General features: G+C 68.2%; 14 protein-coding genes. 13 read left to right on the plus strand and 1 reads right to left on the minus strand.

The window, feature by feature from the left end:
* Window positions 1-107 precede the first annotated feature (107 nt).
* From ACWZHB_RS26065 to ACWZHB_RS26085, 5 genes are all read left to right on the plus strand, one after another.
* Window positions 108-1,136, plus strand: coding sequence for a beta-ketoacyl-ACP synthase III (locus ACWZHB_RS26065; RefSeq protein WP_427904422.1), 1,029 nt, complete (start codon window positions 108-110; stop codon window positions 1,134-1,136).
* 190 nt (window positions 1,137-1,326) lie between these two features.
* Window positions 1,327-1,512: a hypothetical protein gene (locus ACWZHB_RS26070; protein WP_427904423.1), complete on the plus strand. Its 186-nt coding sequence runs from the start codon at window positions 1,327-1,329 to the stop codon at window positions 1,510-1,512.
* Window positions 1,513-1,545: 33 nt separating this feature from the next.
* Window positions 1,546-3,213: an FAD-dependent oxidoreductase gene (locus tag ACWZHB_RS26075; RefSeq protein WP_427904424.1), complete on the plus strand. Its 1,668-nt coding sequence runs from the start codon at window positions 1,546-1,548 to the stop codon at window positions 3,211-3,213.
* A gap of 77 nt (window positions 3,214-3,290) precedes the next feature.
* Window positions 3,291-4,757, plus strand: coding sequence for an ATP-binding protein (locus tag ACWZHB_RS26080; protein ID WP_427904425.1), 1,467 nt, complete (start codon window positions 3,291-3,293; stop codon window positions 4,755-4,757).
* A complete protein-coding gene (locus ACWZHB_RS26085) occupies window positions 4,750-5,097 on the plus strand; it encodes a UBP-type zinc finger domain-containing protein (protein ID WP_427904426.1) in 348 nt (115 codons plus the stop codon). The genes ACWZHB_RS26080 and ACWZHB_RS26085 overlap by 8 nt, the downstream gene beginning before the upstream one ends.
* A 7-nt stretch (window positions 5,098-5,104) precedes the next feature.
* Here the strand turns inward: ACWZHB_RS26085 and ACWZHB_RS26090 are convergent, their stop codons facing one another.
* The gene (locus ACWZHB_RS26090) at window positions 5,105-5,560 is read right to left on the minus strand and encodes a hypothetical protein (RefSeq protein WP_427904427.1); all 456 of its coding nucleotides are present in this window, start codon (window positions 5,558-5,560) and stop codon (window positions 5,105-5,107) included.
* A 77-nt stretch (window positions 5,561-5,637) separates the two neighbouring features.
* On the opposite strand from ACWZHB_RS26090, the gene ACWZHB_RS26095 reads away from it, so the two are divergent.
* The 8 genes from ACWZHB_RS26095 to mnhG all read left to right on the plus strand — a co-directional run bounded on the left by ACWZHB_RS26095 (window position 5,638) and on the right by mnhG (window position 15,191).
* Window positions 5,638-7,863, plus strand: a complete 2,226-nt coding sequence (locus ACWZHB_RS26095; RefSeq protein WP_427904428.1) for an AAA family ATPase — start codon at window positions 5,638-5,640, stop codon at window positions 7,861-7,863.
* A 79-nt stretch (window positions 7,864-7,942) separates the two neighbouring features.
* Window positions 7,943-9,217 carry a hypothetical protein gene (locus ACWZHB_RS26100; RefSeq protein ID WP_427904429.1) on the plus strand — a complete coding sequence of 425 codons (1,275 nt, stop codon included), beginning with the start codon at window positions 7,943-7,945 and terminating at the stop codon, window positions 9,215-9,217.
* A gap of 114 nt (window positions 9,218-9,331) precedes the next feature.
* Window positions 9,332-12,121 (plus strand): Na+/H+ antiporter subunit A, encoded by a 2,790-nt coding sequence (locus ACWZHB_RS26105; protein WP_427904430.1) that lies wholly within the window; start codon window positions 9,332-9,334, stop codon window positions 12,119-12,121.
* Window positions 12,118-12,501, plus strand: coding sequence for a Na(+)/H(+) antiporter subunit C (locus ACWZHB_RS26110; RefSeq protein WP_427904431.1), 384 nt, complete (start codon window positions 12,118-12,120; stop codon window positions 12,499-12,501). Before ACWZHB_RS26105 ends, ACWZHB_RS26110 begins: the two co-directional genes overlap by 4 nt.
* Window positions 12,498-14,093, plus strand: a complete 1,596-nt coding sequence (locus ACWZHB_RS26115) for a Na+/H+ antiporter subunit D (RefSeq protein WP_427904432.1) — start codon at window positions 12,498-12,500, stop codon at window positions 14,091-14,093. Before ACWZHB_RS26110 ends, ACWZHB_RS26115 begins: the two co-directional genes overlap by 4 nt.
* Window positions 14,090-14,635 carry a Na+/H+ antiporter subunit E gene (locus ACWZHB_RS26120; protein ID WP_427904433.1) on the plus strand — a complete coding sequence of 182 codons (546 nt, stop codon included), beginning with the start codon at window positions 14,090-14,092 and terminating at the stop codon, window positions 14,633-14,635. Before ACWZHB_RS26115 ends, ACWZHB_RS26120 begins: the two co-directional genes overlap by 4 nt.
* Window positions 14,632-14,892, plus strand: a complete 261-nt coding sequence (locus tag ACWZHB_RS26125; RefSeq protein WP_427904434.1) for a monovalent cation/H+ antiporter complex subunit F — start codon at window positions 14,632-14,634, stop codon at window positions 14,890-14,892. The genes ACWZHB_RS26120 and ACWZHB_RS26125 overlap by 4 nt, the downstream gene beginning before the upstream one ends.
* Entirely contained in the window at window positions 14,889-15,191 is a 303-nt protein-coding gene (mnhG, locus tag ACWZHB_RS26130) for a monovalent cation/H(+) antiporter subunit G (RefSeq protein WP_427904435.1), read from the plus strand. Before ACWZHB_RS26125 ends, mnhG begins: the two co-directional genes overlap by 4 nt.
* The last annotated feature ends 315 nt before the right edge of the window (window positions 15,192-15,506 follow it).

Consider the following 15,506-nt stretch of genomic DNA (forward strand, 5'->3'; position numbering starts at 1 on the left):
TCACATGCTGTCTACGCGCGGGTCACGGGCGATGAGGGACAGATTTCGATGCTTCGGGTACACCCAGCGGTGCTGCCGCAGGTTGACAGGTACATAGGAGACACACAATGGCTGCTCGAATCGCCCAGACGACGGGTGCTGAGCACACCGCGATCCTCGGATTGGGTGTCTACCGCCCCGTCCGGGTGGTCACCAACGACGAGGTCGCAGGGCCGATCGACTCCAGCGACGAGTGGATCCGCACCCGCTCGGGCATCAACACCAGACGCTTCGCCTCGGCCGAGGAAACCATCCAGTTCATGAGCGTCGCCGCCGCGCGCGACGCGATCGCCGCCGCGGGCGTGCAGGTGGATCAGATCGACTGCGTCATCGTGGCGACGTCGACGAACCTGGTCCTCACCCCGTCCGTCGGTCCGCGCATCGCCACCGAGCTCGGCATGACCGGCTCGGCCGCCTTCGACATCTCGGCGGGCTGCGCGGGGTTCTGTCACGCCGTGGGGATGGCATCGGACCTGGTCCGCGCGGGCACCTCGAACCACGTGCTGGTGGTCGGCGTCGAGAAGCTCACCGAGACCATCGATTTCACCGACCGTTCGACGGCGTTCCTCTTCGCCGACGGCGCGGGCGCGGTAGTCGTCGGCCCGTCGGCCGAGCAGGGCATCGGCCCGACCGTCTGGGGTTCGGACGGTACCCAGCACCACGCCATCCGCCAGTCCAAGGACTGGGCGGAGTTCTTCGCCGAGATCGAGGAGAAGGGCACCGACGCGGTGCGCCCCTACCTCACGATGGAGGGCACCGCGGTGTTCCGCTGGGCCGCGCACTCGCTGGAGAAGGTCTGCCGCGACGCGATCGACCGCGCCGGCCTGACCACCGACGACCTCGACGCGATGATCCCGCACCAGGCCAACGGCCGGATCATCGAGATCATGGCCAGGGTGCTCGAGCTGCCGGAACACTGCGCGCTCGCCAACGACATCGAGGATTCCGGCAACACCTCGGCAGCATCGGTGCCGCTCGCCATGGAGGCGCTGCTGCGCAAGGGCGAATCGAAGCCGGGTGACACCGCGCTGCTGATCGCCTTCGGCGCCGGACTGTCCTACGCGGCACAGGTTGTCACCATGCCCGCCTGGAAATAGCCGCTCAGCAAATCTCACAAAACCGGGGTGGCCTGCGACGGAGCAGGCCGCCGAACGGTTGGCTCGCCGTGTCCACCTTGTCCCGCTTGCACCAACTCGGACATGCTGGCAAACTTCTCGCTACCGACGTTTGCTGATCTACGCAGCTCAGCCTCCAGCGTTCCCGTCGTCAAACCCGAGGTGATCGGCCGTGAAACTGCGCTCACTCCTGCCACGCAGGCACATCAACGAGGTCCCGCTCCTACCGAGCATCGGACCCGACGGCTCGCTCCCGAGTGTGTTCGTGCCGCGGGGGACTCGACTCAAACGCGAGGAACGCCTCGAACGCCTGCTCACTCCCAGTGAGCTCGACCTGGTCCTGCACCACCAGCTCTGACGGCTACCGCACAGCAGGGGGATACTCGATCGGGTGAGCACTCCCTCGGTAACCAAACCGGCCATTTTGAGCGTTGACGACGATCCCGGCGTTTCCCGCGCGGTCGTGCGCGATCTGCGCCGCCGCTACGGCGCCGACTACCGGATTCTGCGGGCCGAATCGGGGCAGCAGGCGCTGGAGGCGCTGCGGGAGATGAAGCTGCGCGGCCAGCCGGTGGCGGTACTGATCGCCGACTACCGGATGCCCGGCATGGACGGGATCGAATTCCTCGAGCAGGCGATGGATCTGCACCCCTACGCGCGGCGGGTACTGCTCACCGCCTACGCCGATACCGACGCGGCGATCGACGCGATCAATGTCATCGATCTCGATCACTATCTACTCAAGCCGTGGGACCCGCCGGAGGAGAAGCTGTACCCGGTGATCGACGGGTTGCTCGAGGTGTGGCGCAGTGCCGAGCAGCGGCCGGTGTACGAGACCAAGGTGGTCGGCGACCGGTGGTCGCCGCGGTCTTCGCAGGTGCGAGAGTTCTTGGCGCGCAATCAGTTGCCGTATCGGTGGTATCCGGTCGACGAGCCGGAGGGGACCCGGTTGCTGGAGGCGGCGGGGGCCGATCCGCTGACCTGTCCGGTGGTGATCACGGCCGGTGGTACGGCGCTGATTCAGCCGACCGACAGCGAGCTGGCCGAAAATGTCGGGCTCACGGTCGAACCGAGTGGGGATTTCTACGATCTGATCGTGGTCGGTGGCGGGCCTGCCGGGCTCGGTGCGGCGGTTTACGGCGCGTCGGAGGGGTTGCGCACCGTGTTGGTGGAGCGCACTGCCACCGGCGGGCAGGCGGGGCAGAGTTCGCGGATCGAGAACTATCTCGGATTCCCGGATGGGGTGTCGGGGTCGCAGCTGGCGGATCGGGCGCGCAGGCAGGCGGCGAAGTTCGGTGCGGAGATCATCACTACACGCGATGTGGTCGCGCTAGAGGTCAACGGTTCGGCGCGCACGGTGCGGTTCGCCGATGGCGGAAAGCTGTGCGCGCATACGGTTCTGATCGCCACGGGGGTAGACTATCGACGTCATCCGGCCACGGGTGTGGACGAATTCACCGGGCGCGGTGTGTATTACGGGTCGGCGATGACCGAGGCGGCCGAGTGCGCCGAGCAGGAGGTCTATATCGTCGGCGGGGCTAATTCCGCCGGTCAGGCCGCGGTGTTCTTGTCGCGCAACGCTCGTCGCGTGCATCTGGTGGTTCGGGGCGACTCGCTGGAGCGGTCGATGTCGCACTATCTCGTTCAGCAGATCGCGGGGATCCCGAACATCGTCGTGCACACCGAGACCGAGGTGGTCGGCGTCGACGGCGACACTCACCTGGAACGGATCATCCTGCGCGACAACAGCTCCGGCACCGAGGACAAAGTCGACGCCCAACGACTGTTCCTGTTCATCGGCGCCGCGCCGCAGACCGGCTGGCTCGACGGCGTCGTCACCCGCGACGCCGCCGGATACGTGCTGGCCGGACCGGACCTGATGATCGACGGCGCCCGGCCACCCGGCTGGGAACTACCGCGACCACCGCAACACCTGGAGACCAGCGTCCCCGGCGTGTTCGTCGCGGGCGATGTACACGCCGAGTCCGCCAAGCGGGTCGCCTCGGCGGTCGGCGAGGGCGCGATGGCGGTCATGCTCGTCCACCGGTACCTGGCATGAGAGGTCAGCGGCCGGAGGCGGTAGCGGAGCGTACTCACGCAGGCCGCCCGATCATGCCCAGACAGACCGCCTAGGAGGTGAGTTCCTTGATCTGCGATCCCGAAGAACTGCGCACGCTGTTCCTGTTCGAGAAGCTCGACGAATCCCAGCTCGCCGAGCTGTGTGTCATCGGGCGCATCGAGTACGTCGACCCGGGCCCGGTGTACCGCGAGGGCGATCCCGCCACCTGCTTCTACGTGCTGATCGACGGCGAGGTGCGGCTGACAAAACTGTCCGGCGGAGTGGAGATCGAGACCAACCGCACCGACCATCGCGGGGTATACGCGGGCGCCTGGATGGCCTATCTCGGCGACCGCGCGAAGCAGGACTACAACGGCTCGATGTACGTGCTGCGCCGCTCCCGGTTCCTGGTCATGGACGCGGGCGATTTCGCCAGGATCATGCACGAGTGGTTCCCGATGGCCGTGCACCTGCTCGAGGGCGCGTTCTTCGGTGGGCAGAAGTCGAGCCAGCGGATCGCCGAACGGGAACGGTTGCTCGCCCTCGGTTCGCTGTCTGCCGGACTCACCCACGAGCTCAACAACCCCGCCGCCGCCGCGGTGCGCGCCACCTCCGGTCTGCGCGAACGCGTCGCCGGGATGCGGCACAAGCTGAAGATGATGGCCGAAGGCAAGTTCCCCGCCGACGCGCTGGTCAAGCTCGTCGAGATGCAGGAACAGGCCGCCGACCAGGTCGCCAAGGCACCCGACCTCAGCCCGTTGGAAGCGGCCGATCGCGAGGACGCGCTGGCCGACTGGTTCGAAGAGCGCGGCGTCGCCGACGGCTGGAATCTGGCACCTACCTTCGTGCAGGCGGGCCTGGACACCGACTGGCTCGAGGGCGTGCACGCGACCCTGGAAGCCTGCAAGGCGCCGGTGTTCGAGGGTGCCGTGCGCTGGCTGAACTACACCATCGAGACCGAGTTGCTGATGAACGAGATCTTCGACTCGACCACCCGCATCTCCACCCTCGTCGGCGCGGCCAAACAGTATTCGCAGATGGACCGCGCGCCGTATCAGGTCGTCGACCTGCACGAGCTGCTCGATTCCACGCTGGTGATGCTCAACCGCAAACTCGGTGACGGCGTCGACGTGGTGAAGGACTACGACCGCAGCCTGCCGCCGATTCCCTGCTTCGCCGCCGAACTCAACCAGGTGTGGACCAACCTGATCGACAACGCCGTCTACGCGATGGGCGGCGAGGGCACCTTGACGATCCGCACCTTCAAGGAAAACGACTGCGCCGCAATCGAAATCGGAGACACCGGGCCCGGCATTCCCGACGGGACGCGCAGCCGCATCTTCGAACCGTTCTTCACCACCAAACCGGTCGGCGACGGCACCGGCCTCGGCCTCGACATCTCGTTCCGGATCGTGACGAACAAGCACAACGGTGACATCCGGGTCGAATCAGAGCCGGGCAACACGCGGTTCATCGTCCGCCTGCCGTTACACCCGGCGGCGGAGGATGGGGGCACACCTACTACAGGAGGTCAGGATGGCTGAAGCCGGAATCGATCCGAGCGTGCCGCCGAGTGGCGCCGGTTGTGTCGAGTGCGACGCGAGCGACGGCTGGTGGGTACACCTGCGCCGGTGCGCCGAATGCGGTCACATCGGCTGCTGCGACAGCTCCCCCAGCAAGCACGCGACGAAACATTTCGAGGCCACCGCGCACCCGTTCATGCAGAGCTACGAACCGGGCGAGGACTGGTTCTACAACTTCGCCAGCGGCGAGATGTACAGCGACGGTCCCGAGCTCGCCGCGCCGACCAGCCACCCGGCCGACCAGACCGTCCCCGGCCCGGCCGCCCGGGTACCCGCGAACTGGCAATCACTGCTCGGCTGAGCGGACCCTACGGCTTCATCCCGCCGGCATCGGCGACCGGCTTGTCGCCGTTGCTCGGCACGAGGCAGACCAGTTTCGCCGTGCTGAGCGCCACGTTGGGGCTGCCCTCGAACGGTCCGCCGGGATGGGCCGCGAGGATCTGCTCGATCGCCTTCTTCTCGCCGTCGGCGTCCAGTGTCTTGAACTGCGCGCAGGTGATATCGGCGGACGTGGGCGTCGAGGTGGAGGCGGCGGCTGTGGTGGTGGCGGGCGCGCTCGTGCTGGAGGTCGGCGTGCCCTTGCGCAGCCCGCTCGCATCGGCGGCGTCGTCGGACCCGCACCCGACCACAGTCAGGATCAGTGCCCCGGCGGCCAGAACGGCGAGGGAGATTCGGTTCATCTGCTGCTTTCCCCGGTAGATCGCGGCGCCGGCACCTCCGGCGCGTCCGGTGCAGCGTACCGACTGGCGGCGATTGTTCGTCATGTCAGCCAGAATGGGCTTCTGACCTTGCGGTCTGCCTATCGATTCCTGATCGCGCGCAGAAGCGGCAGAATGGGGCGGTGGCTGAACTTTCGCTCACCGCCCGGCTCAACCCCTCCGCCGCCGATGCCCGCCGCGGGGTGGTGCGCCTGCACCCCGAGACGCTCACCGCGCTCGGTCTGCGCGAATGGGACGGCATCGCGCTGATCGGCGCGCGCCGGACCGCCGCGGTGGTGGCGAAGGCGCCCGCGGACAGTCCGCCGGGGGTGGCCCTGCTCGATGACGTGACGCTGTCGAATGTGGGGTTGCGGGAGAACGCGGCGGTGACCGTCGCCCCGGTGACGGTCTTCGGCGCCAAGCAGATCTCGCTGAGCGGCTCGGCGCACGCGATGGCCAGTATTCCGGCGGTCACCCTGCGCCAGGCGCTGCTCGGCAAAGTGGTGACCGTGGGTGACACGGTGTCGCTGCTGCCGCGCGATCTCGGACCCGACATCAGTTCCTCGGCGGCCACCCAGGCGCTCTCGCGCGCCTTCGGTATCGCCTGGACCACCGAACTGCTCACCGTCACGGCCATCGAGCCGATGCCGGGACCGGTGAGCGTGCAACCGAATTCGGCCGCCGGTTGGGGCGCGGGCGCGGCCGCGATCCTGCACGCGGTGGCCCGCGACGCGCCGCAAACTTCGTCAGGACAGGTTTCCGGGTCGGATCAGACCGAATCTGTCGCCGTGCACGTGAGTTCGGGAAACGTACCGATCCAGGTCGAGGACCTGGCCGGAGTGCAGAGCCAGGCGGGCAAGCTGGCCGAATGGCTGAGTCTGGCGCTCAACGAACCCGAGTTGCTCAAAACACTCGGCGCACCAGCGCACCTGGGTGTGCTCATCACCGGTCCGGCCGGGGTCGGCAAAGCAACTTTCGCGAAAGCTGTTGCCGCACCGCGCCGGATCGTCGAACTCGACGGTCCGAGCGTCGGCGCGACCGAGAGCGGCACCCGGCTGCGTGAGGTCGCCGAGGCGGTCGCCGATGTCGCCACCGGACAGGGCGGCGTGCTGCTGATCACCGATATCGACGCCCTGCTGCCCGCCGAGGCCGAACCGGTCGCCACCCTCATCCTCGACCAGCTGCGGGCCGCGGTGCGCGCGCCGTGTGTCGCCCTGCTGGCCACCACCGCCCACCCCACCCAGGTGGATTCGCGTCTGCGGGCACCGGACCTGTGCGACCGCGAGCTGGCCTTGCCGCTGCCGACGGCCGCGATTCGCCGGGCACTACTGGAACAGCTACTGCGCAAGGTACCCGCGGGCAAGCTCGATCTCGATGTGGTCGCCTCGCGCACACCAGGTTTCGTTGTCGCCGACCTGACCGCGCTGTGCCGGGAAGCGGCCGTGCGCGCGGCGGGCCGGGCCAGCCGCGAACACACCGAACCCGAGCTCGCCCAGGACGACCTGATCGGCGCACTCGAGGTGATCCGGCCCCTGTCCCGTTCGGGGACAGAGGAATTGGCGATCGGCTCGCTCGACCTCGACGACGTCGGCGACATGGTCGAGACCAAACAGGCACTCACCGAAACGGTGCTGTGGCCGCTGCGCCACCCCGACTCGTTCGCCCGCCTCGGCATCGAACCGCCCCGCGGCGTCCTGCTCTACGGCCCACCCGGCTGCGGCAAGACCTTCCTCGTCCGAGCACTGGCAGGCACCGGCCAGCTCAGCGTGCATGCGGTGAAAGGCGCTGAGCTGATGGACAAGTGGGTCGGCTCCTCCGAACGCGCGGTACGCGAACTCTTCCAGCGGGCTCGCGATTCGGCGCCGTCGCTGATCTTCCTCGACGAGGTCGACGCCCTCGCCCCGCGCCGCGGCCAGAGCAGCGACTCCGGGGTGTCGGACCGGGTGGTCGCCGCGCTGCTCACCGAGCTCGACGGAGTCGAACCGCTGCGCGACGTGGTGGTGGTCGGCGCGACCAACCGCCCCGAATTGATCGACCCCGCGCTGTTGCGACCGGGCCGCCTCGATCGCCTGGTCTTCGTCCCGCCGCCGGACGGCCCCGCCCGGCTCGAGATCCTGCGCACCGCGGGCCGCTCGGTACCGCTCGCCGATGACGTCGATCTAGCCGCCCTGGCCGAGGATCTCGACGGCTACTCGGCCGCCGACTGCGCCGCCCTGCTCCGCGAGGCCGCGCTCTCGGCCCTGCGCCGCGATATGGCCGCCGCCGACGTCACCGCCGGGGACGTGGCAGGAGCCCGCGCCACCGTGCGCCCCTCCCTCGATCCCGCGCAGGTCGAATCGCTGCGCCGCTACGCCGAGAGCAGGGCGTGATCGCCGCCGGAACTCGCCGCCTTTCGATCCGGTCACGACATCCCAGGTGGGAGGGGTAGTCGCCGGTATCGTCGGGACGGTGCCCAAGATCGGTGATGGTCTTGACGTGGTCACGGCGTTCGCCGGGGCCGCGGCCGCGGGGATGTCGCTGTTCCTGCCGTTCAGCTACGGTGACGGGTCGTCGATGGATTCGCCGTATCGTGTCACCAGCCTGATCAACAGTGTGCCGCGCGCGGCGGCACTCGGTCTCATCGTCGCTGTCGTCGTCGCCGTGCTGGCCAGGCCGATCAACCGGCCGGGGCTGATCTGGCTCACCGCGACGGGCGGGGCGACGGCCTTGGCGATCAACTACTACATCGGCGAGGCGATGACCTCCGCGGATGTTCTCACCACCCAGAACTACATCGACTCCCTGTTCGGCGGCGTGCTGTTCGGCGCGCTGTGCGTCTGCGCGTGGCGAACACGCTGGTCCGCGGTCGGTTTCGGCCTCGGGATCCTCGTCGTGTTCGTCTATGGCGAAGTCGTCGCGGTGTTCACCTCGAACGCCTCCGCGACGGCGGACAAGGCCGTGCACACCCCGTTCTGGCTGGTCGGCGCCGCGGTCGTGCTGCTGGCGGTGAACACCCTGCGCCACCAGCACGGCATCATGCTGCCCGCCATCCCGCGCATGGCCGCGGATCTGCCGATCTCCCCGATCATCGCCACCACTGTGCTGTCGCTGTCGCTGTTGATCGCCACCGAATGGCTCGGCCGCGAATTCGACGGACGACGCAGCAATTTCTGGCAGATCGTTATCGCCGTGATCGTCACGCTCATCGCGGCACTCGTGGCCGCGCTGCTGCTGCCCGGCCGCGACGGCACCGGCGTGCTGCTCGCCGTGAGCTTGGCCGCGGCAGCCGATTCACTCGGTGACGCATCGACGCTCGGCTGGCATCTCGTTGTCGTTCTCGTCGTCGGCGTGATCGCCATCCTGGCCGGTCTGCGCTGGGCGACGCCGTGGGGCGTGCTGCTCGGTGTCGCCGCGATCTGCGCGTTCGCCGCGTTCGCCGAACATCTTCCGTTGTCGTTCGCGTGGTCGGCCGGGGTGGTGTTGCTGTCCGGTGTGGCCGGTTACGCCATCGGCTCGACCCGGGTCACCTACCTGCCGAGCGCGATGCTCGGGCTCGGCGCGCTGTTCCTGCCGTCGATCCTGTGGTCGATCCCCACCGAGCAGCGGCACTGGCCGACCGGCAGCGCCGCGGTCGCGGAGCGGGTGCCGGGTCAGGTCGCGCTGGCCATCACTCTCGGGTCCGCGGCCGGACTCGCGGTGCTGTTCCAACTCCGGCCCGCCACGTCCCGAACAGCACAGCCATAGCCGCACCGCGCGCGACATGGCCGACGCGACAACCTCGGTGCCGCCGAACATCGCGCTCGCGCCCGTAGGATCGGGGCGCGCTACTCGACCGCTACCTACCCGACGGAGGGGGAGTTGTTAGCCGTTCTGCTCGTTCACGCACTGGCCGCCCTCCTGGCCCCGCTGTGTGTACGAGTGCTGGGCCGCAACGCTTTCTATCTGCTGGCGCTGGTCCCGCTCGGCAGCCTCGGCTGGGTGTTCGCGCACTGGGGCGACACCGTGCGCACGCAAGTGCGATGGGCGCCGCAGATTTCGATGGACATCGATCTGCGGTTCGATTCCCTCGCCGCGGTGATGTGCACGCTGGTGCTCGGCGTCGGCGCGTTGATCCTGGCCTACTGCGGCCGCTACTTCGAGCGTGACGAGGCCAGGCTCGGGGTGTTCGCGGCCGAGCTGACCGGGTTCACCGGTGCCATGTTCGGGCTCGTCACCAGCGATAACATGCTGCTGCTCTACGTGTTCTGGGAAATCACGACGGTGCTGTCGTTCCTGCTCGTCGGTCACTACGCCGAGCGTTCGGTCAGTCGCAGGGCCGCGATCCAGGCGCTGCTGGTGACGGGCGCGGGCGGGCTGGCGATGCTGGTCGGAATCGTGATTCTCGGGCTGCGTTACGAGAGTTTCCTGCTCTCGGATGTCCTCGCGGCGAGTTCGGTCCCGACTGGGACCGCGGTATCGGTCGGGGTCGGCCTGGTACTACTCGGGGCGATCAGCAAATCCGCGATCGTGCCGCTGCACTTCTGGTTGCCCGGTGCGATGGCGGCGCCCACGCCGGTGAGTGCCTACCTGCATGCCGCCGCGATGGTGAAAGCCGGTGTCTACCTGGTGGCCCGGCTGGCGCCCGCACTCGCGCAGACGCCCCCGTGGCATCTCATGCTGCTGCCGCTCGGTATCGCCACGATGCTGCTCGCGGGGTGGCGGGCGATCCAGGTGCACGATCTGAAGCTGGTGCTGGCGTTCGGGACCGTCAGCCAGTTGGGTCTGATGATCACCATGGTGGGCATCGGCACGCCCGACGCGGCGCTGGCCGGGCTGTGCCTGCTGGTGGCGCACGGGCTGTTCAAGGCGTGTCTGTTCATGGTGGTCGGCATCATCGATCACGGCGCGGGTACCAGGGATCTGCGCCGGTTGTCCGGGCTCGGTCAGCGTGCGCCGGTGCTGTGCGCGATCGCGGTACTCGCGACGCTGAGCATGGCCGGACTGCCGCCACTGCTCGGGTTCGTCGGCAAGGAATCCGCGCTCGGCGCGCTGTGGTCGGCCGAGGTGCTGAGCACGCCGGTGCGGTTCGCCCTGCTGGCGGGGGTCACGGTCGGTTCGGCGTTCACCGTCGCCTACAGCATCCGATTCGTCTGGGGCGCTTTCGGAATCACCGCGAACCCCGAGCGCGCGGTCACCTGGCACGCACCCGGCCCCTTGCTGCTCGGCCCGCCCGCGGTGCTCGCGGTGGCCGGTCTGGCCGGCGGTCTGACCACCCCGGCCGTCGATCGCTGGCTGAGCCCCTACGCCGAGACACTGCCCGGCGTTCTCGACACCCATCTCGCCCTCTGGCACAGCTTCACCGGGCCGCTCGCGCTGACGGTGGTCATCGTCGCGGCCGGTGTCGCGCTGTTCCTGATCCGCGGCCGGATCGGCGAACCCGCGCACCCACGTCTCGGCAACGCCGACCGCAACTACGACGCGGCCCTGCGCGCGATGGATCGACTGTCGTTGCGTATCACCGGAACTGTGCAGTCCGGCTCGCTGCCCGCCAGCCAGGCCACCATCCTCTGCACGCTGATCGTGTTGCCCGCGATCCTGCTCGCGGTCGGCACCCGCACGGGAGTGCGGCTGCGACTGTGGGATTCGCCGTTGCAGGCCGCGATCGGCGCGATCATGATCGCGATGGCGTTGGCCGCCACCGTGTTGCGCAACAGGTTGGCCAGCGTGCTCGTCGTCGGGGTGACGGGCTACGGCTGCGGTGTGATCTTCGCGCTGCACGGTGCCCCCGACCTGGCGCTGACCCAATTCCTTGTCGAGACACTGACTTTGGTCGTGTTCGTGCTCGTCCTGCGCGCGTTTCCCGCGGAGATCGCCGAAAGCCAGGGCACGGCCTTCAAATTCCGCCGGGCCCTGCTGGCCACCGCGGTCGGCATCACCGTCCCCGTCATCGCCGCGTTCGCCGTCGCCGCCCGGCACGGCAACCCGATCTGGCACGCCATCCCGGACGCGGCCTACCGGATCGGTGGCGGCAAGAACGCGGTCAATGTCCTGCTGGTCGACATCCGCGCCTGGGACACCCTCGGCGAGATCTCGGTGCTCGTCGTCGCCGCGACCGGCGTCGCGTCGCTGGTTTTCCGCAGCCGCCGCTTCGGCAGCGCACCCCGCGCCGTCGATTCACCGAACTACGACCCCGACGCGGTGAGCTGGCTGCCCGCCGCCCGCCTCCTCGACCGGCGCGACCGCTCGATGGTCCTGCAGATCACCACCCGCCTGGTCTTTCCGACCATCATGGTGCTGTCGGTGTACTTCTTCTTCTCCGGCCACAACGCACCCGGCGGTGGCTTCGCGGGTGGCCTCGTCGCGGGGTTGGCGCTGACCCTGCGCTACTTGGCGGGCGGCCGCTACGAACTGGGCGAAGCACTCCCGGTCGACGCCGGGCACCTGCTCGGCGCCGGCCTCACCCTCGCCGCGGGCACCGCGACTGCTTCACTCCTGTTCGGCGCGCCCCCGCTGTCCTCCGCGATCATCGAGGTGACGCTGCCGCTGCTCGGCCACATCAAACTGGTCACCGCCCTCTTCTTCGACCTCGGCGTCTATCTGGTGATCGTGGGGCTGGTGCTGGACGTGCTGCGCAGCCTCGGCGCCCGCCTGGACAAGGAATTGTTATGAGCGCCAACCTGATTCTGCTGATCACCATCGGCGTGCTCACCGCGTGCGGCGTCTACCTGCTGCTCGAGCGGGTGGTGTCGAAGATGCTGCTCGGGATGATCCTGCTCGGCAACGCGGTGAATCTGCTGATCCTCACCATGGGCGGCGCGGACGGCGAACCACCGATCCTCGGCAGCCCCGACACCTCCCCCGACGGCATGGCCGACCCGCTCGCGCAGGCCATGGTGCTCACCGCGATCGTGATCACCATGGGGGTGGCCGCTTTCGTCCTCGCGCTGGCCTATCGCGCCTACATGCTGACCACCACCGAAGACGTGAGCAAGGACCCCGAGGACGCCCAGGTCGCCGCGGGCCGCGAACGGGAGGATCCCGAACAGTGACCCTGTCCCCGGATCTGCTCCCCGCCGTCGCCGCGCTGCCGGTGCTGGTTCCGCTGCTCGCCGCCGCGGCCACGCTGGTGTTCGGCCGGCGCCCGCGCCTGCAGGCGATGATCACGCTGACCGCGCTGTCGACGGTGCTGGTGATCAGCGGGCTGCTGCTGTACCTCGCCGACCGCGACGGCACCACCGCCGTGCAGGTGGGCGGCTGGCCGACCCCCATCGGCATCACCCTCGTCGTCGACCGGCTCAGCGCCGCCATGCTGCTGGTCTCGGCCTTCGTGCTGCTCGTGGTGTCGATTTACGGTGCGGGACAGAATATTTCCGACGGCGACGAACTCCAGCCGACCTCGATCTACCGCCCCACCTACCTGATCCTGACCGCGGGCGTCTCGACCGCGTTCCTGGCCGGTGACCTGTTCAACCTGTTCGTCGGCTTCGAAATCCTGCTCGTCGCCTCGTTCGTGCTGCTCACCGTGGGCGCCACCGAGGAACGGATCCGCACCGGCATCGCCTATGTGATGGTGTCGATGGTGTCGTCGCTGATCTTCCTGATCGGCATCGCCCTCACCTACGCGGCAACGGGCACCCTGAACCTCGCGCAGCTCGCCGGGCGCCTGGAAGCGACACCCAGCGGCGTGCGTACCGCCTGCTACGCGGTGCTGCTGGTGGCGTTCGGGATCAAGGCGGCGGTGTTCCCGCTGTCGAGCTGGCTGCCCGACTCCTACCCCACCGCGCCCGCACCGGTGACCGCGGTGTTCGCGGGCCTGCTCACCAAAGTCGGTGTGTACGCGATCATCCGCACGCACACGCTCTGGTTCCCCGACGGCGCGTTCGACGACATCCTGCTGGTCTGCGGCCTGGCGACGATGATCGTCGGCATCCTTGGCGCGATCGCGCAGAACGATATCCGGCGACTGCTCTCGTTCACGCTGGTCAGCCACATCGGTTACATGGTGTTCGGCATCGGCCTCGCCACCACCGCCGGGCTGACCGGCGCGGTGTTCTACGTGGCCCACCACATTCTGGTGCAGACCGCACTGTTTCTCGCTGTCGGATTGATCGAACGGCAGGCCGGGTCGGTGTCGTTGCGCCGGATCGGCGGGCTGGCGACCGCGAGTCCGCTACTGGGCGTGTTGTTCCTGGTCCCCGCTTTGAATCTCGGTGGCATTCCACCCTTTTCGGGTTTCATCGGCAAGGTCGCACTACTGGAGGCCGGCGCCGCCGAGGGCAGCGTGCTGGCCTGGGTGCTGGTCGGTGGTTCGGTGGTCACGAGCCTGCTCACGCTGTACGCGGTGGCGCGAGTGTGGAGCAAGGCGTTCTGGCGACCGCGCGAAGAGGCACCCGAAGGCCATCTCACCGCGGCGAATCTGCCGACGCTGGTAGAGGATTCGACCGATGTGAACTACGAGGACCGCACCGATCCCGGCCGGATGCCCGTGCTGATGGTGCTGGCCACCATCGGGCTGGTCAGCGCCGGACTCGCGCTCACCGTGTTCGCCGGGCCGATCCTCGGCATCGCCGAACGCGCCGCCGCCGACCTCGACGACCCGTCGGTCTACATCGACTCGGTACTCGGACCGGAGCAGCGATGAGCCGACTGGTCACCCGCGACAATGTTCTTCGGCTCAGCGTGCTGATCTGGCTCACGGCCGTGTGGGTCGCGCTCTGGGGCGATCTGAGCGTGGCCAACACCCTCGCCGGCGTGGTGGTCGCGCTGATCGTGGTCTTCGCGCTGCCACTGCCGCTGGTCCCGGTGGCCGGGCGCTTCCATCCGCTGTCGTTTCTCGAATTGATCGCCGCGAGTATCTATTACGCGCTCGAATCGAGTCTGCAGGTGGCCTGGTTCGCCCTCCGGCCCAGCGGCCCGCCGGTCTCGGGCGTGCTGCGCGTGCACCTGGGCATCCAGTCCGATCTGGTGCTGGTGATGTGCGCCGACCTGCTCAACCTGATCCCCGGCACCATGGTCCTCGAACTCGACCGCGCCCGCTGCGTGGTCTATGTGCACGTGCTCGATGTGGGCAGCGACGGATCGGTCGTGAAGTTCTACCGCACCACCCGGCGCCTGGAACGCCTGATGATCAACGCCTTCGAACGCCCCAGCGAACGGCGCCGGCCCACGGAGGTACAACCATGACCGTTGTCGCCGTCATCGCCGCTGTGCTGCTCACAGCCGCCGCGGTGATCACCAGCTACCGCGTCCTCGCAGGCCCGAGCACTCTCGATCGCGTCGTCGGCATCGATTCGCTGATGGCCATCGCCGCGTCCGGGCTCGCGGTGTGGGCCGCCTACAGCAACGACACCACGGTGATCCCGGCGATCGTGGCGCTCGCGCTGGTCGGTTTCCTCGGCTCGGCCGCGGTCACCCGATTCCGGGTCAGTGATGACCGGTGAGCGTCTGGGAATGGGTGTCGGCGATCCTGATCCTGACCGGCTGCGCACTCGCGTTCACGGCATCGATCGGCATCGTCCGTTTCCCCGACACTCTCACCCGCATGCACGCGGCCACCAAACCACAGGTGGTCGGCCTCATGCTGGTCCTCGTCGGCACCGGCATCGACATCCGCGACGACATCAATGTCTGGATGCTCGTCCTCACCGGCCTGTTCACGATCATCACGGCCCCCGTCATCGCCCACCTCATCGGCCGCACCGCCTACCGCGAACAACGCCACCGTGATGGACTGTTCTGAGAACGCATCGGCATTCTGCCGCTATCGCGGCTGGATTCGGCGTCGGAGTTCGGAAGCGATTGCGTCTGCGTCGGCAGGCAAAATCACTGTGTCAGTACCGGTCTCGTTGACAGTGATCAGGTAACGGCCAGACGCACGATTACCAGGAGCGATGTCGACCCAGCTGATGTAGGTCGGTTCGGTCGACCGTGGATGATCAATTCGGAACGCGCCTTCGGCCGATCGCGGCAGGCGCAGGAACGCACGCATCCGTTCCTCCACCGACGATCGCCCGTCTGCGGCAACACGCCACGAGGTCGGTGCGGATTCACCTCT

This window comes from Nocardia sp. FBN12, from assembly GCF_054031145.1.

Excerpts from the sequence above, each read along its gene's own strand:
- ACWZHB_RS26065 (WP_427904422.1), top strand. The coding sequence starts at position 108 with ATGGCTGCTCGAATCGCCCAGACGACGGGTGCTGAGCACACCGCGATC.
- ACWZHB_RS26120 (WP_427904433.1), top strand. The coding sequence starts at position 14,090 with ATGAGCCGACTGGTCACCCGCGACAATGTTCTTCGGCTCAGCGTGCTG.
- ACWZHB_RS26125 (WP_427904434.1), top strand. The coding sequence starts at position 14,632 with ATGACCGTTGTCGCCGTCATCGCCGCTGTGCTGCTCACAGCCGCCGCG.
- ACWZHB_RS26110 (WP_427904431.1), top strand. The coding sequence starts at position 12,118 with ATGAGCGCCAACCTGATTCTGCTGATCACCATCGGCGTGCTCACCGCG.
- ACWZHB_RS26085 (WP_427904426.1), top strand. The coding sequence starts at position 4,750 with ATGGCTGAAGCCGGAATCGATCCGAGCGTGCCGCCGAGTGGCGCCGGT.
- ACWZHB_RS26090 (WP_427904427.1), bottom strand. The coding sequence starts at position 5,560 with ATGACGAACAATCGCCGCCAGTCGGTACGCTGCACCGGACGCGCCGGA.